This window comes from Caulobacter sp. 17J80-11 (assembly GCF_014349105.1).
Taxonomy (GTDB): domain Bacteria; phylum Pseudomonadota; class Alphaproteobacteria; order Caulobacterales; family Caulobacteraceae; genus 17J80-11.
Genome location: NZ_JACSJI010000013.1, coordinates 58,215 through 81,343 on the forward strand (window position 1 = coordinate 58,215; position 23,129 = coordinate 81,343).

Here is a 23,129-nt window from a genome sequence, read left to right on the forward strand (position 1 = left end):
CAAGACGCGGGCCGTTTCAACGGCATAGCGCAGGTTTACGACGTGTGCACCACCGGCTCAGGCGGCGCGATGCGGATTCGCGCTCACGGAGGCCGGATCGGCGGTCAACTCTTGGAGAACGCCTAGCAGGACCGACGCGTGAATGGGCTTGCTGACGTGCCGGTCGGCCCCCGCCTGGCGGCTGGCGGCGACGTGTTCGTCCAGCGCGTTGGCGGTCAGGGCGACGATCGGCGTGCGGGCGCGGCCGGTGCTGATTTCCAGGGCGCGGATGGCGGCGGTGGCCTCCAGTCCGTCCATCACCGGCATCTGCAGGTCCATCAGCACGACGTCGAAGTCGCCGCCCTCGAAGGCGTCCAGCGCCTTGCGCCCGTCATCGACGACGGTCAGCTCGACGCCCGCGGGCTCCAGGATCAGGCGCACGACGCGCTGGTTGGTCGGATGGTCCTCGGCCAGCAGTATGCGCAGGCCCTCCCGCCCCGCGGCTTCGGTGGTCGCCTGGGCCGCCACGGCGGAGGCCTCGGCCCGCTCCAGCGGCAGGACCACGGTGAAGGTCGAGCCTTCGCCGGGATTTGACCGCGCCTGGATCGACCCGCCCATCAGCCGGCAGAGGGAGGCGCAGATCGACAGGCCCAGCCCGGTGCCGCCGAATTTGCGGGTGGTCGAGGCGTCGGCCTGCTCGAAGCGGCGGAAGATCCGCTCGCTCTCTTCACACGGGAAGCCGATGCCGGTGTCCGAGACGGTCAGGCGCAGTCCGCCCTCGTCGGCGTCCGCGGCCAGGGTCACGCCGCCGGTTTCGGTGAACTTCACCGCGTTGCTGAGCAGGTTGGACAGAATCTGCGCGACCCGGATCTCGTCGCCGACCCACACCCCGCGCGCGGCTGGCGAGACCGTGCAGGTCAGTGTCAGGCCCTTGGCCTCGGCGGCGCTGCGATGAATTTCGGCGATGCGCGGCACGCAGCCGTCCAGGTCGAAGGCGATCGGCGTCAGGCGCATCTCGCCGGCCTCGATCTTCGAGAAGTCGAGGATATCGGTCAGCACGTGCTCGAGCAGGCGGCCCGAGGCGGCGACCAGCTCGGCCAGCTCGCGGCTGCGCTTGCTGCGCGCCTCCTTGACCAGCAGGTCGCCGGTGGCGACCACGCCGTTCAGCGGCGTACGCAGCTCGTGGCTCATGTTGGCCAGGAACGAGGACTTGGCCTGGTTGGCCTTCTCCAGCTCGGCGGTGCGTTCGCGCACCCGGTGCTCCAGGGTGGCCAGAAGGTCGTCGGCCTCACCGCGCGCTTCGCGGAGCGCCCGGGCGAGGGCGCCGATCTCGTCCGTGCGGGCTTCGACCGCCTCCAGCGGCGCGCCTCGGCCACGCGCGCCGGCCCAGGCGGCCAGCGCTTCCAGCGGCTTGACCACCGAGCGCCGGATCAGGACCAGGGCCACGGTCGACAGCAGGCCCACGGCCAGCAGGCCGACCACCAGCACGGTCAGGGCGGATTCCAGGGCCGTGCGGAGCACCGCCGACTTGGGCAGGACGATCAGCAGTCGCCAGGACGGCCCGAACATCTGGCCGTAGGCGACCAAGGCGTCCCCCTCGGGACTTTCCACCACGCCGTGGCGGCCGCCGGCGGCGCGCATCCGCGCCAGCGTCTCGTCCATGCGGGCAAGCACCTTGCGGGCGGCGATGTCCTCCGGACGCAGGTCCGCGCCGGCGCGATAGCCCGGAGAGGCGATCAGCTCGCCGGTCTCCGAGACGATCAGGGTGGCCGATCCCGGCAGGCGGTCGGCGGCCGAGCCCAGCAGGTTTTCCCCGATCAGCACCGTGGTGCCGAAGGCGCCGACGTGGCGGCCGCCGAGGTCCAGCGGCGTGACGCAGCCGGTGCCGCGGGGCTGGCCTTTTCCGGACTTGTAGATGATCTGCCGCAGCTTGGTGCAGCGGGTGACGCGTCCCGGATTGAGCGACGGCAGCGCGATCTGCGCCGCCTCTTCCGGCGCCATGGTGAAGCTGGCCGGGGCGGTCTTCCGGTAGAACATCAGCCGGTCGTCCCGCAGGGGGCCGAACATCACCATCCGGTCGCTGGGCGTAAAGAAGTAGAGGTTGTCGTAGCGGCCGAGGTGGGCCTCGCCGACCTCGGCGACGGCGCGCGCCGCGGCGAGCAGCAGGGCTTTGTCCTCGCGGCTGACATGGCGGCCGTCGGCCATGAAGGCGGCCAGGCCGTAAAGCCGGTCGCCGCCGGGGCCGTTCAGGCCGTCGAACAGGGCCGGGACGCTGCGGCGGGTGCCGTCGGCCTGTAGCGGGAAAAAGGCGTCGAACTGGCGGTCGAGCTCCGGGCCCTCCAGGGCCGGCAGCCGGCGCAGCAGGGCGCCGGTCGCGGCCGCGTGCACCGTGCGCAGGTCGGAAAACAGCCGCTCCTCCACCACCAGCCGCTCGTCGACATAGTGGGAGAGGGACGTGACCTGCTGGCGCGCGGCCTTGTCGTAGAAGACGGCGAAGGCGGCGACGGCGGCGAGCGTGCTGACCAGGATCGACAGGCCGATCACGCCCAGCACCAGCTTGCGGGCGACGGAGGATCGGTTCGGGGCGCGGCTCATCGATGACTGGCTCGGTTTCTGCGACACTATGGCGACGACGGCTTAACCAAGCGCTATCGCGAACCTCGGCCCCGATCGGGGGTTTCAGGAGGACGATGAACGCGCCGCGCCTGCTGATCGCCCTCGGCCTGGCCCTCGTGGTCGCGGGCCTGCTGTGGCCCTGGCTGTCCCGCCTGGGACTGGGCCGGCTGCCGGGCGACATCGTCCTGCGGCGCGAAGGCTTCACCCTCTATGTCCCGCTGGTCACCAGCCTGCTGGTCAGCCTGGCGCTGACCCTGCTGCTATGGCTGCTCCGCCGATGACCGAGCTGGCCCGCTTCAGCGTGCGGCCCCTGACGGCGGGCGAGCGGCGCCTCGCCGACGAGGTGTTCGGCCAGGCGCTGGACTGCGATCCGGTACGGATCTGGGCGCCCGCCCTGCCGCTGCTGGACCGGGCCTTCGTGCCGGGGCGGCTGGGCGGCCGCAGCTGGATCGTCTGGCCGTGGCCGAGCGCGCGCGCCGACTTCGCGGAGGCGCCGCTACGCCTGCAGGCCACCTTCGTGCACGAGCTGGTCCACGTCTGGCAGGCCCAGCGCGGCGTGCTGCTGCCACTGGCCAAACTGAAGGCCGGCGACGCGCCGAGGGCCTACCGCTACCGGCTGGACGGGCCCGGCGGGTTCACTGCGCTCAACATTGAGCAACAGGCGATGGCGGTCGAACACGACTTTCTGCGCCGCCGGGGCGGCGAGGCGCCCTTCGCCGCCGAGCTCTACGAGGCGGCGCTGCCGTTTCGTCGGACGGCCCCGCCGGAGCGCCGCGCCTAAAGGCCGCGTTTTCGCCACGCGGGGAGGGCCTAACTGAAGGGAGTTCGCTTCCGGAGCGCCCCATGAGAGCCGCCCTCGCCGCCGTCGCCGCCGTCTTCGCGCTCGCCGCCCCTCCCGTCGCCGCCGCGACCGAGACCGCCCAATCCGCGATCACGTACACGACGGCGCCGGCGGCCGATCCCGACCTCGAGATCCCGCGCGCGCAGGCGGCGTTGCTGCGCACCATCTGGAAGCTCCAGTCGGGCGCGCCCGACTACGGCGCCATGGAGCGGAAGCTCGCCGACACGGTGAAGGCCCAGCCGGACCTGGTGGAGCAGGTGAAGGCCTACGGGCCGGCCGAGGACGTCGAGTACCTGGGCGCGGTCGACGGCGCGCGCCACTTCAAGGTCGCCTTCAAGGGCGTCGAGACCCACTGGTTCATCGCCCTGTCGCCGGCCGGCAAGATCGCGGCCCTGGTGTTCCGCGAGGGGTGAGGCGACCCGCACCTTGCGGCGCAGCTTCGGAAGCGTATCTGTTGTTCGTCAACCGCCGCTATTGGAGCGCGTTCATGAAAGCCGTCGCCCTCGCCGCCGTTCTCGCCCTCGGAGCGGGCGTGGCGTCGCCCGTACTCGCCGAGACCCCGCCCGCCGCCGACCAGGTCGCGCCCGCGCGCGAAGAAGCCGCCCTGCGGACCGTCATCGCCCAGTTCCAGGCCGGCAAGCCGGACTACGATCAGATGGAGCCGCGGCTGGCCGACGCCGTGAAGGCCCAGCCCGCCGTTGTGACCATGGTCCAGGGCTTCGGCGCGCTCGAGCACGTCGACTATGTCGGCGTCGTCAACGGGGCGCAGCACTTCCGGGTGGGCTTCGCGACGGCCGAGACCGACTGGTTCATCGCCCTGTCTCCGGCCGGCAAGATCGCCGGCCTGGTGTTCCGCCCGGCCGCCTGAGTTCGGAGCCTGAGACCTCGGGCCTGGGAAACCGGGCCTGAGGCTTTCGCCCGAACTCGAGTCTGAAAACACGACGGCCCGGCTGCGTGAGCAACCGGGCCGTGGTCGTTTGAAGAAACTGGAGCGGGCGAGGCGATTCGAACGCCCGACCCTCACCTTGGCAAGGTGATGCTCTACCCCTGAGCTACGCCCGCATCTCAGTTTCGTCTGCGGCGTCGCCGCCGCGTCTCCGTGAGGAGGCGGGCCTTATAGGCGACCTCCTCACAGCGACGCAAGCCCCTTTTTGCGACGTTTATCGAGTTATTTCGGCGCCATGCGGATGGCCCCGTCGAGGCGCACGCACTCGCCGTTCAGATAGGTGTTCCGGGCCATTTCCAGGACCAGCGAAGCGTACTCGGACGGCTTGCCGAGGCGCTTGGGGAAGGGGATCGACGCGGCCAGCGCGTCCTGCACGTTCTGCGGCATGGCGGCCATCATCGGGGTCATCATGATGCCCGGCAGGATGGTGTTCACGCGGATGCCGTCGTTCATCAGGTCGCGCGCGATCGGCAGGGTCATGGCGTAGACGCCGCCCTTCGAGGCCGAGTAGGCGGCCTGGCCGATCTGGCCGTCCTGGGCCGCGACCGAGGCGGTCGAGACGATCAGGCCGCGCTCGCCGTCCTCCATCGGCTCGGCCGTGACCATGCCCGAGGCCGCCTTGGCGATGCAGCGGAAGGAGCCGATCAGGTTGATCTGGATCACCTTCTCGAAGCTCTTCAGGTCGTGGGCCTTGATCTCGCCGGTGTCGCGGTCTCGGCTGACGGTCTTGCGGCCGATGGCGATGCCGGCGCAGTTGACCAGGATGCGCTCCTGGCCGTGGGCGGCGCGGGCCTTCTCGAAGCCGGCGTCGACGTCGGCGTCGGAGGTGACGTCAACCTTGCAGAACACGCCGCCGATTTCGGCCGCGACCTTCTGACCCGCCTCTTCGTTCAGGTCGAACACGGCGACCTTCACGCCTTGCGCGGCAAGGGCGCGGGCGGTGGCTTCGCCCAGGCCGGAGGCGGCGCCGGTCACCACGGCGGCGATGGAACCATCGAGTTTCATGGAGTTCTCCCCCTCAGGAGCGCATTATGGTGAAGAGCCCGGAAAACGTCGGGCGGTCGGGCGAGGGTTTAGCGTCGTGACCGGAAAATCCAAACAGGCGGATCAGGACTTCGATGCGGCGCGGCCGCTGGACGCCTCGCGCGCCCTGGTGCCGTCGGTGGTGCGGGTCAACGAGGTGCGGGTGCGCCGCGGCTTCTGGCCGAAGATCCGCAAGGTGGCCGCCAAGATCCCGTTCGCGCCGGAGGTGGTGTCGGTGTGGTTCTGCGCGCGCGATCCGCAGACCCCGACCGCGGCCAAGGGCATGATGCTGGCGGCGCTGGCCTATTTCGTCCTGCCGACCGACGCCATTCCCGACGTGCTGGCCGGCGTGGGCTTCACCGACGACGCGGCGGTGATCGCGGCGCTGATCTCGCTGCTGGGGGCCAACCTGAAGCCCCGACACCGCGAGGCGGCGGGCGAGGCGCTGAAGCGGATCGCCGGCGAGGATTGATCCTCAACCGCGCGGCGGATCGCGGTGGGTGCGCACCCAGCCGGTGATCGACAGCCGGTCGCCGCCCGCGAAGGGCGCGACGTAGGACACGCAGTGATCCTGCGGCACGCGGAAGATGTTCAGGGCGTTGAAGCTGGGCGTGTAGCCCTCGGCCACGTGCCCGTCGGCGTCCAGGAACTGCAGGATCCCGCCCCAGTCGGCCCGCCAGGCCGGCGTGAAGTTCAGCACGTAGGCGTAAAGCCGGCCGCGCCCGGGCTCGTCGTCGTGGTGCTGGGTCAGGTAATGGCCGGCCTGGTAGCGGGTCGCCTGGGCGTCGCAGTAGGCGGCGCGGTCGTCGCCGGTCAGGGCGCGCACGAACGGCAGGAACGGGCCGTTCATGAAATCGTAGACCGCCTCGAACGCCCAGCCGTGCCGGCGCCCGGCCTCGATCGCGTCGCTGAGCCGGTAGTTGTCGAAGCTGTACTGGAAGCCGGTGCGGGCCCGGGCGAACTGGTCGCGCTCCACCCGCGCGACCTCCTCGGGCGACAGGCTGGCGATGAAGTCCAGCCGGGCGTCGACGTTCTTGCCCTCCACCATGGTCGAGCGCATCCACGGGCAGTCGGAGACCAGGGAGGCGTGCACGCGGGCTGCGCCGTCGCCGACGAAGAAGCCCGGGATGTGAAGCCGCCCGAACCGCTGCAGCACCGGCCGCGCCGCCGCCGGATCGAAGCCCGGCGCGATCGACAACGGGGCCTGGGCCGCGGTCGTCGGGGCGGTGGACATGCGGGGTCTCCTGCGGCCTGCGTCAATCGGATCCGTGGGATGTCAAATGGATGCCGCGACATCCGTTTGCCACGGTCCAGGTCGAAGGCTATCCAGCCGGTGAGGAAAACGGAAGGACGCCCATGGCCAAGTTCGCTCTCGCCCTGCACGGCGGCGCCGGCGCGCGACGCTCGCGCGACTACAGCCGCGAAGTCCCGCACATGCAGGGCCTGGTCGAGGCCGCGCGCGACCGGCTGGCCGCCGGCGCTTCGGCGCTGGACGTGGTGGTCGAGGTGATCCGGGAACTGGAAGCGTCGGGCCTGTACGTGGCCGGCCGCGGCGCCTCGCCGAACCTCGGCGGCAAGTACGAACTGGACGCCAGCCTGATGTGGGGCCCGACCCGCGCCGCCGGCGCGGTGGCCGCCCTTCAGGGCTACAAGAGCCCGATCCAGGCCGCCCGCCTGGTGATGGAGAGGACCCCGCACGTCATGCTGGTGGGCGAGGGCGCGATGGAGTTCGCGGCCCAGCAGGGCCTGGAAGAGGTCGGCGATCCGGAGGCGTACTATCTGAAGGCCGGCCACGGCGAGTCCAACCATCCGCCGGGCCAGACCGCGGCGCTGGCGCACGGCACGGTCGGCTGCGTGGTGCTGGACGCCGACGGGCGTCTGGCGGCGGGCACCTCCACCGCCGGCGTGTTCAACAAGATGCCCGGCCGCGTGGGCGACACCCCGATCATCGCCGCCGGCACCTGGGCCGACGCCGACGTGGCGGTCTCCGGCACCGGCCAGGGCGAGTACTTCATGCGCACCGCCGCCTGCGCCCAGGTCTCCTGGCGCGTGCGCGCCGGGGAAAGCATCGCCCAGGCTACGAAGACCGTGCTGGACGAGATCCGCGGGCTGGGCGGCGAGGGGGGCCTTATCTCGGTCGACCGGCTGGGCAATATCTCCACGCCCTACAACTCCGAGGGCATGAAGCGCGCGGTGCTGACCACCGACGGCGAGATCCGGTCGGAAGTGTTCGAGTAAGCGCCGACAGACCGTCACCCTCGGGCTTGTCCGAGGGCCCATGGGGCCGCGGCGAGACGTCGGCCGCAGAACCACAGCGGCGGCCGTGAAAATTCGCTGAGTGCGTGGCGCACCTGAACGATGGACCCTCGCGACAAGCCCGAGGGCGACGGTTCTTGCTGCGGCCACGCCCCGCCTTAAACCCGGCCCGTTCCAGTGCTATAGGCGGCGGTTCCTAGCGCAAGGACTGTCTTAGTGGGCGTGACCCTCGACCTCTCCCGCGCGGCGCCGCGCGCCGCGGGGCCCGTGAACATCGCCGGCCTGACCCGCGACGAGCTGAAGGCGGCCGTGATCGAGGCCGGCGTGGCCGCGCCGGACAAGGCGCGCATGCGCGCCAGCCAGATCTGGCGCTGGGTCCACCACTACGGCGTCACCGACTTCGACAAGATGAGCGACGTCGCCAAGGACGCGCGCGCCAAGATGGCTGAGGCCTTCACCATCGCGCGCCCCGAGGTGGTCGAGCGCCAGGTGTCGAAGGACGGCACCCGCAAGTGGCTGATCCGCTTCGCCCCCGGGATCGAGGCCGAGACCGTCTACATCCCCGACGTGGGCCGGGCCGGCGCCCTGTGCGTGTCCAGTCAGGTCGGCTGCACGCTCAACTGCAGCTTCTGCCACACCGGCACCCAGAAGCTGGTTCGCAACCTGACCGCGGCCGAGATCGTCGCCCAGGTGCAGGTCGCCCGCGACGACCTGGGGGAATGGCCCTCGCCCAAGGAGGACCGCCGCCTGTCGAACATCGTGTTCATGGGCATGGGCGAGCCGCTCTACAATCTCGACAACGTCGCCAACGCCATCGACATCATCTCCGACAACGAGGGCATCGCGCTCTCGCGCCGGCGGATCACCGTGTCGACCTCGGGCGTGGTGCCGCAGCTGACGGCGCTGGGCGAGCGCACCGCCGCCATGCTGGCCATCTCGCTGCACGCCACCAATGACCCGCTGCGCGACGAACTGGTGCCGCTGAACAAGAAGTACCCGATCGAAGAGCTGATGGCGGCGATCAAGGCCTATCCGGGCCTGTCGAACGCGCGCCGGGTGACCTTCGAGTACGTCATGCTCAAGGGCGTCAACGACAGCCCGGCCGACGCCAGGGCGCTGGTCAAGCTGCTCAAGGGCGTGCCGGCCAAGATCAACCTGATCCCGTTCAACCCGTGGCCGGGCACCAAGTACGAGTGCTCCGACTGGTCGACCATCGAGGCCTTCGCCGCGGTGATCAACAAGGCCGGCTACGCCTCGCCCATCCGCACTCCGCGCGGGCGCGACATCCTGGCCGCCTGCGGCCAGCTGAAGTCGGAGAGCGAGAAGATCCGCGCCAGCGCGCTTCGGGCCATGGCCTCGGTCGACTGATCCCAATCCGCTCATCCCCGCTTTCGCGGGGGTGAACGGAGGTGGGGAACCCGCCTCCCCGCAATGGGCGCTTGCTAAGCCTTAACGCCCTCATGCAATCATTCGTCCTGGGAGTACGGGCGTGGGGCGTGGGGGCGATCGATGAATCCTGAACTTCTGATCCCGGAGATCATGAGCCCGGAGGTGCAGGCCTTCGCGACCGGGTTTCCGATCACCCTGCTGCACGCCGGCGTCACGGTGGTGATGCTGATCCTGGGCGCGGCGCTGTACGCCCTGCTGACCCCCTACAAGGAGATCAGCCTGATCCGCGACGGCAACTCGGCCGCGGCCGTGGCCTTCGGCGGGGTGCTGATCGGCCTCGCCATTCCGCTCGCGGTGTCCTTGTCGGCCTCGACCTCGATCCGCGAGATCGCGGTCTGGGGGGCGGCGACCATCGTGGTGCAGCTGCTGGTCTTCCGCATCACCGACTTCCTGCTGACCGGCCTGCCCTCGCGCATCCAGGAGGGCGAGGTCTCGGCCGCCGTGCTGCTGGTCGCGGCCAAGATCGCCACGGCCATCATCCTGGCCGCGGCGGTGGCGGGCTGAGCCGACCGCAGCGCCCATGAACTTTCCCCGGCTTCCCGACTGGCTGATCTACGCCGCGGCGGTCTTCGCCCTGGTGATGGTCTCGCTCGGGAACCGCGAGAAGGCCGACGCGCCGCCCGCCCCGCCGCCGCCCGGCGAGGAGGAGGGCGCGCTGCTGGGCCCCGCCACCCCGTTCGATCCGATGATCGTGGTCGACGTGGCCTCCGCGCCGCTGCAGCCCTCCAGCGGCACCGCCTTCGCCATCTCCGCCGACGGCGAGTGGCTGACCGCGCGCCACGTGGTCGACGGCTGCCACAAGGCGGCCCTGGTGGTCGGCGGCGGCCGCGCGGTCGAGGCCTCGATCCGCATGTCGCCGCGCGCCGACGTCGCCCTGCTGCGCACCGAAGGCGGCCCGGTCGCCCTGCCGCTGGCGGTCGAGCGGCCGCTGCGCACCGGTCAGCGCGCCTATCATCCCGGCTTCCCGCAGGGCACGCCCGGCGAGGTGACCAGCCGCCTGCTGGGCCGCGAGACCCTGCGCGTGATGGGCCGCGGCGCGCACTCCGAGCCGGTGCTGGCCTGGGCCGAGGTCGGTCGCACCGACGGGCTGAAGGGCACCCTGGCGGGCCTGTCCGGCGCGCCGGCGCTCGACGCCCAGGGCCGTGTGGTCGGCGTGACGGTGGCCGAGGCGCCGCGGCGCGGGCGCATCTACACCACCGCGCCCGAGACGGTACGCGACGCCCTGTCCCGCCGCGTGCAGCGCGGCGAGTTCGTCACCGGCGAACCGGTGACGGTCGAGAACTACGGCCGCGTGGCCGACACCCTGCGGCGCGAACTGCGGGTCGCTCAGGTGGTGTGTCTGGGGTGAGGAAAGCCGGCCGCAGGCCGGATGAGATCGACATCGATTTGTCGATCTCCGCGACGAACGCCCGTCGTTTGCGACGGGCCGGGCAAGCCCTCTCTCCTCCCCTGTGGAGCGCAGCGGAACGGGGGAGGGGGACCGCCCATCGGGCGGTGGAGGGGGCGAACCGCTCCACGAAGGTTCAAGTCCTCGCGAAATGCGCACGAACAAAAAGGGGGCGCGCGACGGCTCGCCCCCTCCACCACGCTTCGCGTGGTCCCCCTCCCCCGCTGCGCAGGGGAGGAGAGTGACCTCACTTCGCCTTGCGCAGGCTCGGGCTGTCGAGGTCGAGTTCGCCCACGGGGATGACCTCCATCTGCGGGTACTTGGCCTTCAGGGCCGGCGGGATCTTCTTGGCGTCGCCGACCACCACGATCGAGGCCGGGGCCGGATCGAACAGCTCGCCGCCGACCGTGCGCACCTGGTCGGCGTTCACGGCCTGAACCTTGTCGACGTAGCGGCCGAGCTCGGACAGGTCGATCTGGAACAGGGCCAGCCCGCCCAGCAGGCCGGCCTGGCCGTCGGTGGTCTCCAGCGTGCGGCCGAAGCCGCCGACCAGCACCGACTGGCGCGCCTTCAGCTCGTCGGCGGCGACCGGAGTGGCGCCCAGCCGGGCCATCTCGGCCGCAACCAGGTCGACCACCTCGGCGGCGGACTCGTTCTTGGTCTGGGTCGAGGCGACGATCGTGCCGACGTCCTTGCGGGCCGACAGGCTGGATCGCGCGCCGTAGGAGAGGCCGCGCTTGATGCGGATCTCCTGGTTCAGGCGGGCCGAATAGCCGCCGCCCAGCACGTTGTTGGCGACCGCGGCGGGGTAGTAGCGGTCGTCCTTGCGCTTGATGCCGCGCCGCGCCACGGCCACCGCCGCCTGGCCGGCCTCGGGCAGGTCGATCAGGATCACCCGCGGCGGCTTCGGCTGGCCGGCCGGCGAGGCGACGGCCGGCATGGCCGCGGCCGGAGCCTTCCAGTCGCCGAACAGCTTCTCGGCCAGGGCGAAGCCCTGCTCCGGCGTCAGGTCGCCGGCCAGCACCAGGGTGGCGTTGTCCGGACGGAACCAGGTCTGGTGGAAGCCGGCCACGTCGTTGCGGTCCAGCGCCTTCAGCGAGGTCTCGGTCCCGGTCATGATCCGGCCGTAGGGCGCGTCGGCGAACACCGCGCGGGCGGCCGCGTAGGAGGCCAGGGTGGCCGGGTCGGAGAGGGCGACCTGCAGGTTCGACAAGGCCTGCTGGCGCTCGCGTTCCAGCTCTTCCGGCGCGAACACCGGGTTGCGGGCCACGTCGGCGAAGATGCCCAGGCCAGGCTCCAGCTGGTCGGACTTCACGGTCAGGCCGACCGACGAGCCGTCGTAGCTGGCGTCGGCGCCGAGCTCGCCGCCCAGGGATTCCACCGCTTGCGCGATCTGGGTGGCCGAGCGGGTCTTGGTGCCCTTGGTCAGCAGGGTGGCGCTCATCGAGGCCACGCCCGGACGCCCGGCCGGGTCGGCCGCGCCGCCCGAGCCGATCACCAGGTCGGCGCTGACCAGCGGCAGGTCGTGGTCCTGCGACACGACCACGCGCAGCCCGTTGGGCAGGGTGCGCTCGGCCGGCGCGGGCAGGTTGATCTTCACGTCCGGGCCGGGCTTGGGCGGGGCGACCCGCTCGCCTTCCGGAGCCGGCTTGACGATCTCGATGGTCTTCGGCGGGACCAGGGCCTTGGCCACAACGGTCGGCGCGGTGCCCGGCACCGGCTTGGCGCCGGCCGGCTTGGCGGCGTCGGAGTTGTACAGGATCACCGCGCGGGTTTCGTCCTGCAGGTACTTCCTGGCCACCCGCTGGACGTCGGCGGCGGTGACCGCCTGGATCTGGCCTAGCAGCCGGTTGGCCGCGGCCGGGTCGCCGCTGAGCAGGACGGCGCGGCCCAGGGCGTCGGCCTTGCCGTCGACCGTCTCGCGTTCGCGCAGGGCGTCGGTGACCAGCTGGTTCTTGGCCTCGCTCAGCTCGGCGGCGGTGACCGGGGCGTCGCGCAGCTTGGCGACCTGGGCGCGCAGGGCGGCCTCGCCCGCCTCGGCGGTCTTGCCCTCGGCCATGATCGAGCCGACCGCGTAGGAGCCGGGCTGCTGGCGCTGCTCGAGCGCGGTGAAGGCCTCGGTGGCGATCTGCTGATCGTAGACCAGCGACTGGTACAGCCGCGAGCTCTCGCCCTTGGACAGGATGGCGTCGGCCACGATCAGGGCCGGCATGTCCGGGCTGTCGCCGGCTGGGAAGGGATAGCTGATCACCACCGCCGGCAGCGGGGTGTTGGGCTCGTAGGCGGTCCACAGCTTCGGGGCCTTGCGCGGGCCCTCCAGGGCGGTGACGCGCGGCAGCGGCGCATCCGGCTTCTTCAGCGGGCCGAAGTACTGGTCGACCCACTTGTCCAGCTCGGCCGGATCGAAGTTGCCGGCCACCAGCAGGACGGCGTTGTCGGGGCGATAGTAGGTGGCGTGGAAGGCGCGCACGTCCTCGACCGTGGCGGCGTCCAGGTTCTCGATCGAGCCGATGCCGGGGCGCCCGTACGGCGAGGTGTCGAACGAGATCTGCGGGTACATCAGCCCGAACAGCTTGCCGTAGGGCTGGGCCAGGATGCGCTGGCGCAGCTCTTCCTTGACCACGTCGCGCTCGGATTTGAACACCGCCTCGTCGACCACGAGGTTGCCCATCCGCTCGGCCTCGGCCCACAGGATGCGCTGCAGGTGATTGGCCGGCACCACCTCGTAGTAGTTGGTGAAATCGTCGTAGGTCGACGCGTTGTTGAAGCCGCCGACGTCCTCGGTCAGGCGGTCGAACTGCTCGTTGGCCAGGTTGCGGGTCTGCTTGAACATCAGGTGTTCGAACAGGTGCGCGAAGCCCGAGCGGCCGGCCGGGTCGTCCTTCGAGCCGACATCGTACCAGACCTGCACCGACACGTTCGGGGTGGAGGTGTCGCGGACGGCGAACACCCGCAGGCCGTTGGGCAGGGTGCGCTGGGTGTACTCGATCGGCGCGATCGCGCCGGCCGGGACCTTGGCCTGAGCTTGGGTCTGGGCGGCCGGGGCGGCGGGAGCGAGGGCCAGGGCCGGCGCGGCGACGAGCAGGGCGGCCAGCGAGGCGGTCAGGGCGAGGGCGCGTTTCATCAGGGCTTCCGAAGGACGACGTTCGTTCAACCCCGTAACACGGGTCACGGCTCCGGTGGATGTTACGGAGCTGTAATGGGCCGGGGCCGCAGACCGTCGTTCACGCCCTGAAACATTGTTTGTACGTCCCCAATCCGGATTAACTTGATTTTTGGACAGCGCCGTCCATTTAACGTCGAGACTTACCTCCCCAAGGTCCCTACGCATGCCCAAGCTCCCCTTCGACAAGAAGCGCGCGCCCCAGATCGTGGCCGGCGTCGCCGCCGTGGCGGTGATCGTCGGCGGCGTCGTCTGGTGGCAGGGCAAGGCGCGCTGGGAGGGCACCGACAACGCCTACGTCCAGGCCGACACCGTCGCGGTGAGCCCGCAGGTGACCGGCTACGTCGCCGAGGTGCTGGTGCGCGACAACCAGCAGGTGACCCCCGGCCAGGTCCTGGTGAAGCTCGATCCCGCCGAGGCGCAGGCACAGCTGGCCCAGGCGGAGGCCAATCTGGCCGCGCTGGAAGCCGCCGTGCGCAACGTCGATGACCGCGCCGCGCTGGAGCGCTCGCTGATCGCGGAGCGTCAGGCCGGGGTGGCCAGCGCCCAGGCCACCGCGCGCCTGGCCAAGACCGACCTCGACCGCTACGGCCGACTGGCCGACCAAGGGTGGGTCGCGCCGCAGCGGCTGCAATCGGCCAGCGCCCAGGCCGACCAGGCCGGCGCCGCCGTCGCCCAGGCCCACGCCGGGCTGGAGGCCCAGCGCCGGGAAGCGAACGCGCTGGGCTCGACCCGCGCCCAGACCCTGGCCCAGGTCGAACAGGCCCGCGCCACCGTGGCCCAGGCCCGCATCAATCTGGACCGCACCATCATCCGCGCGCCGGTCGGCGGCGTGGTCGGCGCCCGCGCCGTGCGGCCGGGCCAGTACGTGCGTCCGGGCGGCCAGCTGATGGCCGTGGTGCCGCTGGGCCGCGCCTACATCGTCGCCAACTTCAAGGAGACCCAGGTCGGGCGCATGCGCGTCGGCCAGGAGGTCGAGGTCACCGCCGACGCCTTCAAGGGCCAGAAGTTCAAGGGCCGGGTCGAGAGCTTCTCGCCGGCCACCGGTTCGGAGTTCGCGCTGATCCCGGTCGAGAACGCCACCGGCAACTTCACCAAGATCGTCCAGCGCGTGCCGGTGAAGATCGCCGTCGAGCCGACCGGCCCGCTGGCCGCGGCCCTGCGTCCGGGCCTCTCGGTCAAGGTGCGCGTCGACCTGAAGTCGAGCGGCGGCCAGAGCTTCGCCGAAGCCGGCGTGGCCAACACGGCCTACGCCGAGGCGGGCCGGTGAGCACGGCCCAGGCCGCCGTCGCCGCCGAGGCGCCGGCGAAGCCGGGGCGCGCGCCGACGCCCGCCGCGCCGGCCCCGGCCGCGGCCATCGATTGGACCAAGCTGCTGCTCGGCTTCGCCGGCATGGTCGTCGGCCAGTTCATGGCCATCCTCGACATCCAGATCGTCGCCGCCTCCCTGCCGCAGATCCAGGCGGGCATCGGGGCCAGCGCCGACGAGATCAGCTGGGTGCAGACCGCCTACCTGATCCCCGAAGTCGTGATGATCCCGCTGTCGGGCTACCTGTCGCGGCTGTGGGGCACCCAGAGGGTGTTCCTGGCCTCGTGCCTCGGCTTCGTGGTGATGAGCGTGCTGGCCGGCCTGTCGACCAGCACCGACATGCTGATCGTCTGCCGGGCCCTGCAGGGCTTCATCGGCGGGGCGATGATCCCGACCGTGTTCGCCGTCGCCTTCACCGCCTTCCCGCCGGAGAAGCGGGTCACCGCCAGCGTGGTGATGGGCCTGATCGTCACCCTGGCCCCGACCGTCGGCCCGACCCTGGGCGGTCACCTGACCGAGGCGCTGAGCTGGCGCTGGCTGTTCTTCATCAACGTCTTCCCGGGCGCGATCGTGCTGTTCCTGGTCGGCCGCTACGGCGACTTCGACAAGGGCGACCCGTCGCTGGCCAAGGGCTTCGACTGGTTCGGCCTGGCGGTCATGGCGACCTTCCTGATGAGCATGCAGTTCGTGCTCGAGGAGGGCTCCAAGAACGACTGGTTCGCCGACGAGAGCATCCTGATCCTGACCGTGATCGCGGCCTTCACCGGGGTGGCCTTCGTCTGGCGCTCGCTGACCTACCGCCAGCCGATCGTGGAGCTGAGAGCCTTCACCAACCGGAACTTCCGGGTCGGCGTGATCATGACCTTCGTCACCGGCGCGGCCCTGTTCGGCGGCACCTTCCTGATGCCGCTGTTCCTGGGGCGGGTGCGCGACTATTCCTCGGCCGAGGTGGGCACCACCATGGTGGTCTCGGGCCTGTCGATGTTCCTGGCCGGGCCGATCGCCGGGCGGATCGCGCGCAAGCTGGATCCGCGCGTGCCGATGTTCTTCGGCTTCATGATGGTCGCCTGGGGCATGTGGATGGCCCATGCGGTGACCACCGAGTGGGGCTTCTGGGAGTTCGCCGGCGTGCAGGCGTGCCGGGGCGTCGGGGTTATGATCGCCATGATCGCCTCCCAGCAGGTGACCATGAGCACCCTGTCGCCGCAGATGGTGAAGAACGCCTCGGGCCTGGTGAACCTGTCGCGCAACGTCGGCGGCGCCGTCGGTCTGGCGCTGCTGAACACCACCCTGACCGAAAAGACCGCGCTGCATCTGTCCGAGCTGTCGGCCCGGGTGTCGGCCTCGGGCGTGCGCGCCCAGGACATGCTGGCCGGCCTTGTGGCGCGCATGGAGGGCCTGGGCGTGGCCGATCCGGAAGGCGCCGCCAACAAGGCGTTCGAGGGCCTGCTCTACAGGCAGGCGGTCAACCTGGCCTTTGGGGACGCCTTCGCCATGCTGGCGGTGGCCTGCGCGATCGCCGCGGTGATCACCACCCTAGCCCGTCCGGTGAAGAACGCCCCGCCGCCGCCCGCGGACGCCCACTGACATGTCGCGCGCCGCCGGACAGATCGACGAACGCAAGGCCGAGGCGGTGCTGGACGCCGCCGGCGAGCTGTTCTCCGAACGCGGCCTGGCCGTCTCCATCGAGGAGATCGCCAAGCGAGCGGGGGTCTCGCGCCAGACCGTCTACAACTACTACGGCTCGAAGGTGGAGATCGCCCGCGCCGTGGCCGCCCAGCGGGCCGAGGCCATGGCTGCGCCGCTGGACGCCAACATCGGCGATCCGCTGTCAGCGCTCAGCGTGTTCGGCCGGATCATGCTGGAGAAGCTGGCCAACCCGCGCCACGTGGAGATGATGCGGGCCACCATGCTGGCCGGCCGCGACGCGCCCGAGCTGGGGTCGGCGGTCTACCAGGCGGGCCCGGCCGAATCGCGCCGCCGCCTGGCCGACTATCTGGCGGCCGAGACCGCCGCGGGCCGCCTGGCGGTCGACGACCCCGACAAGGCGGCGGCCATGTTCATGGGCATGGTGACCGCCCAGCGCGTCACCCGCGGCTTGCTGGGCATGCCCCTCACCGACCCGGGCGAGGACCTGGCCGCCTCGGCCGCCGAGTGCGCCCGGCGCTTCGTGCGCGCCTACGCGCCTTGAAGCAGGGCTAATTTGGACGGCGGTAGAAATCCTCATCCTGAGCTTGTCGAAGGACGAGGATTTCGGGCCGCTAGACCCCCACCTCCGACGGGGGGAAGGCCAGGTCGAAGCGCGAATAGTTCAGCCGCGCTTCCTGCAGCGAAATGCCGTTGGCGCCGCCGGCGTAGTTCGGGTCGTCCCGCTGGGTCGGGTCGTCCTCCCAGCCGCACACCGGACAGACTTCGCAAACGCCCGCGGCGTCCAGGCTGGCGTGCCCGCAGGCCGGACAGATCGCGCGGGCCAGCAACTCACCCATCCTGGGTCTCCTGGTCTGGCGACGTCCGCCGGGCCTCGCGGGCGACCTGCTGCTCCCAATAGGCCATGCCGTCGTCCGGCTTGAACATGGTGCGCGGCGCGCCGTCCCGGGTGACCACGGCGAACAGGTTGGACTTCGGATCATACAGCAGCCGGTCGCCGTTGGCCCGCGTCAGGGTCAGGGCGCCCTTCGGCGGCTTGCGCACGAAGCCGTGAACCTTGGCCAGGAAGTCGTCGTAGTCGCGCGCGCCGACCGCCGCGCCGTTGCGCTCGAAATTGCGCCGGGCGTTCTCCTCGGCGCCGTAGCGCTTGCTGGCCGACCACAGCGGCTCGCCCTTGTAGCGCGGCGCCTCTTCGGACCGTTCGCGCCGGGCCGACGCGCGCGTCGCGCGCTCGCTCCGGTCTTCCGGAGCCGCGTAGTCCCGCTCGGAGACCTCGGCGCGCTCGCGCGTCTGCACGGCCGAGGGGCCGTTGTCGCACGCCGCCAAGCCGCACAGCACCAGGGCGGCCGAGGCCGCCGTCATCACCTTCGACAGGGCCATCGCCCCCTCCCGCAGTTCTTGCCAGACCAGCGTTATCTCAAGCTTTTCGTTCCTGCAATGTTCTTGTTCATGATCCGTTCGCGCCGCACCCCGCCTACGGCGGCGCTGACGGCGGCGGCGTTTGGCGCTATGGCTCCCCCGAGGCTTTGTGGAGCGGGGCGTTGTCCAAGCGCGTACTGCTGATCGTCGGCGGCGGGGTGGCCGCCTACAAGGCGCTGGAACTGGCGCGCCTGTTCAGGAAGCGCGGGATCGGCGTGCGCGCCATCGTCACCCGCGCGGGGGCCGAGTTCGTCACGCCCATGTCCTTCGCCGCCATCACCGGCGAGAAGGTGCACACCGACCTGTTCGACCTCGGCGACGAGGCGGAGATGGGCCACATCGAGCTGTCGCGCTCGGCCGACCTGGTCGTCGTCGTCCCCGCCACCGCCGACCTGATGGCCAAGGCGGCCGGCGGCCTGGCGAACGACCTGGCCTCCACCACCCTGCTGGCCACCGACAAGCCGGTGCTGATGGCCCCGGCCATGAACGTGCGCATGTGGCTGCACCCGGCCACCCAGCGGAACCTGGCGACCCTGCAGGCCGACGGCGTGGGGTTCGTCGGACCGGGCGAGGGCGAGATGGCCTGCGGCGAGTTCGGCCCCGGCCGGCTGGCCGAGCCGGAGGAGATCCTGCAGGCGGCCCTGATGCGCCTGGACGGCGCCGGGCGGCCGCTGGCCGGCAGGCGCGTGCTGGTGACCGCCGGCCCGACCTTCGAGCCGATCGACCCGGTGCGCGGCCTGACCAACCGCTCCAGCGGCAAGCAGGGCTACGCCGTGGCGGAAGCCTTGGCGGCCCTGGGGGCGGAGGTGACCCTGGTGTCCGGCCCGACGGGGCTGTCCGCGCCGCCCGGCGTCAACCGGATCAATGTTGAGACCGCCGTGCAGATGGAGGCGGCCTGCCGCGCCGCCCTGCCGGTCGACGCCGCCGTGTGCGTGGCGGCGGTGGCCGACTGGCGCCCCGAGACGGTCGCCGACCTGAAGGTCAAGAAGGGGGCCGGCGAGGCCCCGCTCGTGCGCTTGGTCGAGAACCCGGACATCCTGGCCGGCCTGTCGGCGAGCGGGCCGCAGCGACCGCAGCTGGTGGTCGGCTTCGCGGCGGAGACCAACGACCTGGAGGCCCACGCCCGCGCCAAGCTGGAGCGCAAGGGCTGCGACCTGATCGTCGCCAACGACGTCTCCGCCGGCGTGTTCGGGGCCGACGCCAACACCGTGGCGCTGGTCTCCAAGGCCGGAATCGAGCGATGGGAGAGGGCTTCCAAGGCCGAGGTGGCCCGGAAGCTGGCCCACACCATCGCCGAGCGTCTGAAGTGACCGAAACCCCGATCGAGATCGTCCGCCTGCCCCACGCCGAGGGCCTGCCGCTGCCGGCCTACGAGACGGCCGGAGCCGCCGGCATGGACCTGCGCGCGGCGGTGCCGGACCACGCGCCGGTGACCCTGAAGCCGGGCGCGCGCGCCCTGGTGCCCACCGGCCTGCAGATCGCCGTACCGCTGGGCCTGGAGGCGCAGGTGCGGCCCCGCTCGGGCCTGGCGCTGAAGTTCGGGATCACCTGCCTGAATTCGCCCGGCACGGTCGACAGCGACTACCGCGGCGAGGTGGGCGTGATCCTGGCCAACCTGGGCCAGGAAGACTTCGTGATCCGGCGCGGCGACCGCATCGCCCAGCTGGTGATCGCCAGACACGAGCGCGCCGTCTGGCAAGAAACTGCCTCGCTGGATGCAACCTCCCGCGGGGCCGGGGGGTTCGGGTCGACAGGCGGAAACTGATAACGCCGGTTTCCGGCGGTTGGTCCGCCTTGCGTGCTCGTGGTAAATCACGCGTTACACGCGCCCGTCGGGGGGACGGGCGAGCTGGAGGGGTACCATGGACTCAGTCACGCCCTACCTGTCGGACGCCTATGGTTTCGTGCAAGGCGGCTTCAACAGCGTGAATTCTCAGATCCTGGCGCTGGTGATCGCGCTGGGCGCTGCGGTTTTGATGAAAGAGTGGAAGAAGATCTGGGTGGTGGCGCTGGGCGCCACGGTGATCCAGATCCTGGTCGCGGCCATCGTGCCGGTCCTGAGCGGGGCGACTTTCAAGCTGCCGCCGCTGGTGACCGTCGGCTTCTGGATGGGCGCTGCGGCCACCTACATCGGCCTGCTGATCGTCATCGCCGTGTTCTTCTTCGTGAAGAAGAACGTGCTGAAGGCGGCCTGAGGCCGACGAAGTTCGAGACTGCAGCGGGCGGCCTTCGGGCCGCCCGTTCGCGTTCGAGGCTCAGCCCTGACGGAAGCCCAGCACGTCCTGCATGTCGTAGAGGCCGGCCGGCCGGCCGGCGACCCACAGCGCGGCCTCGATCGCGCCGCGCGCGAACAGGGTGCGGTCGCGGGCCGAGTGCGACAGGGTCAGGATCTCGTCGTCGGCCGCGACCACCACCGAGTGCTCGCCCACGATGCCGCCGCCGCGCATCGCGGAGAAGCCGATCGTGCCGCTCTCGCGCGGTTCGCCCACCCCCTCCCGCATCGGCCGGCGCAGGCTTTCCAGCGGCGCGCCGCGGCCAGCCGCCGCCGCCTCGCCCAGCATGAGCGCGGTGCCCGAGGGAGCGTCCACCTTGCGCCGGTGGTGGGCCTCGAAGATCTCGATGTCCCAGTCTTTGGCCCGCAGGCGCTCGGCCGCTTGCTGGACCAGGCCCATCAGCACGTTCACGCCCAGCGAGAAGTTGCCGCTGCGCACGATCGGTATGCGCCGGGCGGCGCGCTCGACCGCGGCGGCCTGCTCGGGGGTGAAGCCGGTCGAGCCGATGATCAGGGCCGGGCGGCCTTCCTCGGCGCAGCGCTCGGCCAGGGCGACCGAGGCCTCGGGCGTGGTGAAGTCGATGACCACGTCGCAGGATCCGAAATCCGGCTGTTCCCCGCGGTCGAAGCGCAGAGCGCAAATGACGTCGTCCCGGGTTTCCAGCACGTGCTGGACGGCCCGGCCCATGCGTCCGCGCGCCCCGGCGACGCCGACGTGCACCATCCGGCCTGTCGAACCGCCGTTCTCTGGCTTGGCGGGTCCGTTTTGATTCGCTACTGTCGCGCCCGCGCTCATCTGAAGGACCGCCCCATGAAGCTTTATTCCGCGAACCTGTCGCCCTTCGCGGCCCGCGTGCGTCTGGCGGTGTACGCCAAAGGCCTGTCGCTGGAAATCGCCATGCCGCCGGGCGGGCCGAAGTCGGCCGAGTACCTGGCGATGAACCCGATCGGGAAGATCCCGACCCTGGTGCTGGACGACGGCCGCTGCCTGCCGGAGTCGGACACCATCGTCGAGTATCTGGAGGACCTGGGCTCCGGCGCGCCGCTGCTGCCGGCCGATCCGGCCGAGCGGGCGCGCGTGCGGCTGCTGGCCCGGGTGGGCGAGAGCTACGTGATGGGTCCGCTGCAGCGGCTGTTCGGGCAGACCAATCCGGCCACCCGCGACGCCGCGGTGGCGGCCAGGGAAATGAAGGCCCTCGACGAGGGTCTGGCGCACCTGAACGTGTTCCTGGCGGGCGCCGGGGGCTTCTCGGGCAAGATCACCTTCGCCGACTGCCAGCTGGTCCCGACCCTGTTCTTCGTGCGGGCCATGACCCCGGCGTTGGGGGATGCGGACATGCTGGAACGCCACGAGGCGGTGGCCGGCTACTTCGCCCAGGTGGCGCAGGACCCGTCGGCGCTGAAGGTGCTCGACGAGCTGCGCGTGGCGCTGGAGACCTTCATGACCAAGGGCCAGCTGACCTGAATCTCCCCCCTGCAAGCGAAGCGCGGCGGGGGAGGGGGACCACCCGAAGGGTGGTGGAGGGGGCGAGCGGGCGCGCCTTCCTCGCCAGGTACAATGGCAAAGAAAAAGGCGAACCGGCGTGCGCCGGTTCGCCCTCCACCACTTCTCCCCGCTTCGCAGGGGAGGAGAATTAAGCGACCGGCTCGTCTTCCTGACCGGCCGTCAGGTCGGTCCAGAAACGCTTGGCCTTCTTGAAGAAGCCGGCGTGCTTGGGGTGCTGCTTGTCGCTGCAGCTGCCGGCCAGCTCGCGCATCAGCTCCTTCTGCCGGGGGGTCAGGTTGGTCGGGGTTTCGACGAACAGCTCCACCACCAGGTCGCCGCGCTGGCGGCCGTTGAGCGAGGGCATGCCCTTGCCCTTGATACGCACGGTGCGGCCGGTCTGGGCGCCTTCCGGCACCTTGACCGTGACCCTGCACTGGCCATCGCACGCCTCGCTGGTCAGGCAGGGGGCCTCGATCTCGCCGCCCAGGGCCGCGGTGCACATGGGCACCGGCACTGAGCAGAGCAGGTCCAGGCTGTCGCGCTCGAACAGCTCGTGCGGCTTCACCGACAGGAAGATGTAAAGGTCGCCGCGCGGCCCGCCGCGCTGGCCCGCGTCGCCTTCGCCGGCGAGGCGGATGCGCGCGCCGTCGTCGACGCCGGCCGGGATACGGACCTGCAGCTTGCGCTCGCGCCGGACCTGGCCCTGGCCGTGGCACTTGACGCACGGGTCGGAGACCACGCGGCCGCCGCCGCCGCAGCGCGGGCAGGTGCGCTCGACCGCGAAGAAGCCGTTGGCGGCCCGCACGCGGCCGGCGCCGCCGCAGGTGCCGCAAACCGAGGGCGAGGTGCCGGGCTTGGCGCCGGTGCCTTCACAGACGTCGCAGGAGGCCGTGGTCGGGGTGACGATCTCGACGTCGGCCCCGCGATAGGCCTGCTCCAGGGTGATCTCCAGGTCGTGGCGGATGTCGGCCCCGCGCACCGGCCCGGTCGAGCCGCGGCGCCCCTGGGCGAACATCTCGCCGAACACGTCGCCGAACACTTCGGAGAAGATGTCGTTGACGTCCTGGAAGCCGCGCTGGCCGGCGCCGAAGCCCGCGCCTCCGCCGCCGACGCCGGCGTGGCCGAAGCGGTCGTAGGCCGCCCGCTTGTCCGGATCGGAGAGGACCGAATAGGCCTCGTTGACTTCCTTGAACCGCCCGGTCGCCTGCTCGCAGCCGCCGTTGCGGTCCGGATGGTGTTCCATCGCCAGCTTGCGGAAGGCGGCCTTGATCTCGGCCGCGTCCGCGCCGCGCTGGACACCCAGGACTTCGTAGTAATCACGCGCCATTCTAGGCCGC

At 71.1% G+C, this 23,129-nt stretch carries 24 protein-coding genes and 1 tRNA gene; 16 read left to right on the forward strand and 9 right to left on the reverse strand.

Annotated elements, in window-relative coordinates; genetic code table 11:
• Nucleotides 1-57 precede the first annotated feature (57 nt).
• A complete protein-coding gene (locus H8B08_RS13735; protein WP_187450766.1) occupies nt 58-2,574 on the reverse strand; it encodes an ATP-binding protein in 2,517 nt (838 codons plus the stop codon).
• A 95-nt stretch (nt 2,575-2,669) separates the two neighbouring features.
• On the opposite strand from H8B08_RS13735, the gene H8B08_RS13740 reads away from it, so the two are divergent.
• The 4 genes from H8B08_RS13740 (at nt 2,670) to H8B08_RS13755 (ending at nt 4,304) form a co-directional block, all read left to right on the forward strand.
• The gene (locus tag H8B08_RS13740; protein ID WP_187450767.1) at nt 2,670-2,876 is read left to right on the forward strand and encodes a DUF2905 domain-containing protein; all 207 of its coding nucleotides are present in this window, start codon (nt 2,670-2,672) and stop codon (nt 2,874-2,876) included.
• Complete coding sequence (locus H8B08_RS13745) at nt 2,873-3,376, forward strand: hypothetical protein (RefSeq protein ID WP_255500842.1); 504 nt, start codon at nt 2,873-2,875, stop codon at nt 3,374-3,376. Before H8B08_RS13740 ends, H8B08_RS13745 begins: the two co-directional genes overlap by 4 nt.
• A gap of 62 nt (nt 3,377-3,438) precedes the next feature.
• A complete protein-coding gene (locus H8B08_RS13750; RefSeq protein WP_187450768.1) occupies nt 3,439-3,849 on the forward strand; it encodes a hypothetical protein in 411 nt (136 codons plus the stop codon).
• 74 nt (nt 3,850-3,923) lie between these two features.
• The gene (locus tag H8B08_RS13755; RefSeq protein ID WP_187450769.1) at nt 3,924-4,304 is read left to right on the forward strand and encodes a hypothetical protein; all 381 of its coding nucleotides are present in this window, start codon (nt 3,924-3,926) and stop codon (nt 4,302-4,304) included.
• Between the two features lie 119 nt (nt 4,305-4,423).
• Here the strand turns inward: H8B08_RS13755 and H8B08_RS13760 are convergent.
• Both H8B08_RS13760 and H8B08_RS13765 read right to left on the reverse strand, forming a co-directional pair.
• A tRNA-Gly gene (locus tag H8B08_RS13760) sits at nt 4,424-4,498 on the reverse strand.
• Nucleotides 4,499-4,604: 106 nt separating this feature from the next.
• Nucleotides 4,605-5,387, reverse strand: a complete 783-nt coding sequence (locus H8B08_RS13765; protein WP_187450770.1) for an SDR family NAD(P)-dependent oxidoreductase — start codon at nt 5,385-5,387, stop codon at nt 4,605-4,607.
• A gap of 76 nt (nt 5,388-5,463) precedes the next feature.
• Here H8B08_RS13765 and H8B08_RS13770 point away from each other — a divergent pair, with 76 nt between their 5' ends.
• Nucleotides 5,464-5,877, forward strand: coding sequence for a YkvA family protein (locus tag H8B08_RS13770; protein ID WP_370545481.1), 414 nt, complete (start codon nt 5,464-5,466; stop codon nt 5,875-5,877).
• A gap of 3 nt (nt 5,878-5,880) precedes the next feature.
• Here the strand turns inward: H8B08_RS13770 and H8B08_RS13775 are convergent, their stop codons facing one another.
• A complete protein-coding gene (locus H8B08_RS13775) occupies nt 5,881-6,639 on the reverse strand; it encodes a 2OG-Fe(II) oxygenase family protein (RefSeq protein ID WP_187450772.1) in 759 nt (252 codons plus the stop codon).
• 122 nt (nt 6,640-6,761) lie between these two features.
• Between H8B08_RS13775 and H8B08_RS13780 the strand changes: the two genes are divergently transcribed.
• The 4 genes from H8B08_RS13780 to H8B08_RS13795 all read left to right on the forward strand — a co-directional run bounded on the left by H8B08_RS13780 (nt 6,762) and on the right by H8B08_RS13795 (nt 10,458).
• Nucleotides 6,762-7,643: an isoaspartyl peptidase/L-asparaginase family protein gene (locus H8B08_RS13780; protein WP_187450773.1), complete on the forward strand. Its 882-nt coding sequence runs from the start codon at nt 6,762-6,764 to the stop codon at nt 7,641-7,643.
• Nucleotides 7,644-7,877: 234 nt separating this feature from the next.
• Nucleotides 7,878-9,029, forward strand: a complete 1,152-nt coding sequence (gene rlmN / locus H8B08_RS13785) for a 23S rRNA (adenine(2503)-C(2))-methyltransferase RlmN (protein WP_187450774.1) — start codon at nt 7,878-7,880, stop codon at nt 9,027-9,029.
• A gap of 141 nt (nt 9,030-9,170) precedes the next feature.
• Nucleotides 9,171-9,614 carry a DUF350 domain-containing protein gene (locus H8B08_RS13790; RefSeq protein ID WP_370545482.1) on the forward strand — a complete coding sequence of 148 codons (444 nt, stop codon included), beginning with the start codon at nt 9,171-9,173 and terminating at the stop codon, nt 9,612-9,614.
• 16 nt (nt 9,615-9,630) lie between these two features.
• Nucleotides 9,631-10,458: a serine protease gene (locus H8B08_RS13795; RefSeq protein ID WP_187450775.1), complete on the forward strand. Its 828-nt coding sequence runs from the start codon at nt 9,631-9,633 to the stop codon at nt 10,456-10,458.
• 286 nt (nt 10,459-10,744) lie between these two features.
• Here H8B08_RS13795 and H8B08_RS13800 read toward each other — a convergent pair whose 3' ends face one another.
• The gene (locus H8B08_RS13800; RefSeq protein WP_187450776.1) at nt 10,745-13,621 is read right to left on the reverse strand and encodes a pitrilysin family protein; all 2,877 of its coding nucleotides are present in this window, start codon (nt 13,619-13,621) and stop codon (nt 10,745-10,747) included.
• A gap of 205 nt (nt 13,622-13,826) precedes the next feature.
• Here H8B08_RS13800 and H8B08_RS13805 point away from each other — a divergent pair, with 205 nt between their 5' ends.
• From H8B08_RS13805 to H8B08_RS13815, 3 genes are read left to right on the forward strand one after another with little or no spacing between them, the layout of a single operon-like run.
• Nucleotides 13,827-14,930, forward strand: coding sequence for an HlyD family secretion protein (locus tag H8B08_RS13805; protein ID WP_187450777.1), 1,104 nt, complete (start codon nt 13,827-13,829; stop codon nt 14,928-14,930).
• Nucleotides 14,927-16,555 carry a DHA2 family efflux MFS transporter permease subunit gene (locus tag H8B08_RS13810; protein WP_370545483.1) on the forward strand — a complete coding sequence of 543 codons (1,629 nt, stop codon included), beginning with the start codon at nt 14,927-14,929 and terminating at the stop codon, nt 16,553-16,555. Before H8B08_RS13805 ends, H8B08_RS13810 begins: the two co-directional genes overlap by 4 nt.
• A gap of 1 nt (nt 16,556) precedes the next feature.
• Complete coding sequence (locus H8B08_RS13815; protein WP_187450778.1) at nt 16,557-17,159, forward strand: TetR/AcrR family transcriptional regulator; 603 nt, start codon at nt 16,557-16,559, stop codon at nt 17,157-17,159.
• Nucleotides 17,160-17,229: 70 nt separating this feature from the next.
• Here H8B08_RS13815 and H8B08_RS13820 read toward each other — a convergent pair whose 3' ends face one another.
• Together H8B08_RS13820 and H8B08_RS13825 are read right to left on the reverse strand one after the other, a co-directional pair.
• Nucleotides 17,230-17,454, reverse strand: a complete 225-nt coding sequence (locus H8B08_RS13820; protein ID WP_187450779.1) for a CPCC family cysteine-rich protein — start codon at nt 17,452-17,454, stop codon at nt 17,230-17,232.
• Nucleotides 17,447-17,995, reverse strand: a complete 549-nt coding sequence (locus H8B08_RS13825) for a hypothetical protein (protein ID WP_187450780.1) — start codon at nt 17,993-17,995, stop codon at nt 17,447-17,449. Before H8B08_RS13825 ends, H8B08_RS13820 begins: the two co-directional genes overlap by 8 nt.
• Before the next feature lie 161 nt (nt 17,996-18,156).
• Here H8B08_RS13825 and coaBC point away from each other — a divergent pair, with 161 nt between their 5' ends.
• The 3 genes from coaBC (at nt 18,157) to H8B08_RS13840 (ending at nt 20,229) form a co-directional block, all read left to right on the forward strand.
• A complete protein-coding gene (gene coaBC / locus H8B08_RS13830; protein WP_255500843.1) occupies nt 18,157-19,344 on the forward strand; it encodes a bifunctional phosphopantothenoylcysteine decarboxylase/phosphopantothenate--cysteine ligase CoaBC in 1,188 nt (395 codons plus the stop codon).
• Entirely contained in the window at nt 19,341-19,799 is a 459-nt protein-coding gene (gene dut / locus H8B08_RS13835; RefSeq protein WP_187450782.1) for a dUTP diphosphatase, read from the forward strand. Before coaBC ends, dut begins: the two co-directional genes overlap by 4 nt.
• 97 nt (nt 19,800-19,896) lie before the next feature.
• A complete protein-coding gene (locus H8B08_RS13840) occupies nt 19,897-20,229 on the forward strand; it encodes a hypothetical protein (protein WP_187450783.1) in 333 nt (110 codons plus the stop codon).
• A gap of 60 nt (nt 20,230-20,289) precedes the next feature.
• Here H8B08_RS13840 and dapB read toward each other — a convergent pair whose 3' ends face one another.
• Nucleotides 20,290-21,030, reverse strand: coding sequence for a 4-hydroxy-tetrahydrodipicolinate reductase (gene dapB / locus H8B08_RS13845; RefSeq protein WP_187450784.1), 741 nt, complete (start codon nt 21,028-21,030; stop codon nt 20,290-20,292).
• Nucleotides 21,031-21,117: 87 nt separating this feature from the next.
• Here dapB and H8B08_RS13850 point away from each other — a divergent pair, with 87 nt between their 5' ends.
• Nucleotides 21,118-21,771 (forward strand): glutathione S-transferase family protein, encoded by a 654-nt coding sequence (locus H8B08_RS13850; protein WP_187450785.1) that lies wholly within the window; start codon nt 21,118-21,120, stop codon nt 21,769-21,771.
• Between the two features lie 169 nt (nt 21,772-21,940).
• On the opposite strand, the gene dnaJ is transcribed toward H8B08_RS13850, so the two are convergent.
• Nucleotides 21,941-23,119: a molecular chaperone DnaJ gene (gene dnaJ / locus H8B08_RS13855; protein ID WP_187450786.1), complete on the reverse strand. Its 1,179-nt coding sequence runs from the start codon at nt 23,117-23,119 to the stop codon at nt 21,941-21,943.
• Between the last annotated feature and the right edge of the window lie 10 nt (nt 23,120-23,129).

Bases quoted from the DNA above. Each gene is read 5' to 3' on its own strand.
- H8B08_RS13735 (WP_187450766.1), bottom strand. From the start codon at position 2,574: ATGAGCCGCGCCCCGAACCGATCCTCCGTCGCCCGCAAGCTGGTGCTG.
- H8B08_RS13740 (WP_187450767.1), top strand. From the start codon at position 2,670: ATGAACGCGCCGCGCCTGCTGATCGCCCTCGGCCTGGCCCTCGTGGTC.
- H8B08_RS13745 (WP_255500842.1), top strand. From the start codon at position 2,873: ATGACCGAGCTGGCCCGCTTCAGCGTGCGGCCCCTGACGGCGGGCGAG.
- H8B08_RS13750 (WP_187450768.1), top strand. From the start codon at position 3,439: ATGAGAGCCGCCCTCGCCGCCGTCGCCGCCGTCTTCGCGCTCGCCGCC.
- H8B08_RS13755 (WP_187450769.1), top strand. From the start codon at position 3,924: ATGAAAGCCGTCGCCCTCGCCGCCGTTCTCGCCCTCGGAGCGGGCGTG.
- H8B08_RS13765 (WP_187450770.1), bottom strand. From the start codon at position 5,387: ATGAAACTCGATGGTTCCATCGCCGCCGTGGTGACCGGCGCCGCCTCC.
- H8B08_RS13775 (WP_187450772.1), bottom strand. From the start codon at position 6,639: ATGTCCACCGCCCCGACGACCGCGGCCCAGGCCCCGTTGTCGATCGCG.
- H8B08_RS13780 (WP_187450773.1), top strand. From the start codon at position 6,762: ATGGCCAAGTTCGCTCTCGCCCTGCACGGCGGCGCCGGCGCGCGACGC.
- H8B08_RS13790 (WP_370545482.1), top strand. From the start codon at position 9,171: ATGAATCCTGAACTTCTGATCCCGGAGATCATGAGCCCGGAGGTGCAG.
- H8B08_RS13795 (WP_187450775.1), top strand. From the start codon at position 9,631: ATGAACTTTCCCCGGCTTCCCGACTGGCTGATCTACGCCGCGGCGGTC.
- H8B08_RS13800 (WP_187450776.1), bottom strand. From the start codon at position 13,621: ATGAAACGCGCCCTCGCCCTGACCGCCTCGCTGGCCGCCCTGCTCGTC.
- H8B08_RS13805 (WP_187450777.1), top strand. From the start codon at position 13,827: ATGCCCAAGCTCCCCTTCGACAAGAAGCGCGCGCCCCAGATCGTGGCC.
- H8B08_RS13815 (WP_187450778.1), top strand. From the start codon at position 16,557: ATGTCGCGCGCCGCCGGACAGATCGACGAACGCAAGGCCGAGGCGGTG.
- H8B08_RS13820 (WP_187450779.1), bottom strand. From the start codon at position 17,454: ATGGGTGAGTTGCTGGCCCGCGCGATCTGTCCGGCCTGCGGGCACGCC.
- H8B08_RS13825 (WP_187450780.1), bottom strand. From the start codon at position 17,995: ATGGCCCTGTCGAAGGTGATGACGGCGGCCTCGGCCGCCCTGGTGCTG.
- H8B08_RS13840 (WP_187450783.1), top strand. From the start codon at position 19,897: ATGGACTCAGTCACGCCCTACCTGTCGGACGCCTATGGTTTCGTGCAA.
- dapB (WP_187450784.1), bottom strand. From the start codon at position 21,030: ATGGTGCACGTCGGCGTCGCCGGGGCGCGCGGACGCATGGGCCGGGCC.
- H8B08_RS13850 (WP_187450785.1), top strand. From the start codon at position 21,118: ATGAAGCTTTATTCCGCGAACCTGTCGCCCTTCGCGGCCCGCGTGCGT.
- dnaJ (WP_187450786.1), bottom strand. From the start codon at position 23,119: ATGGCGCGTGATTACTACGAAGTCCTGGGTGTCCAGCGCGGCGCGGAC.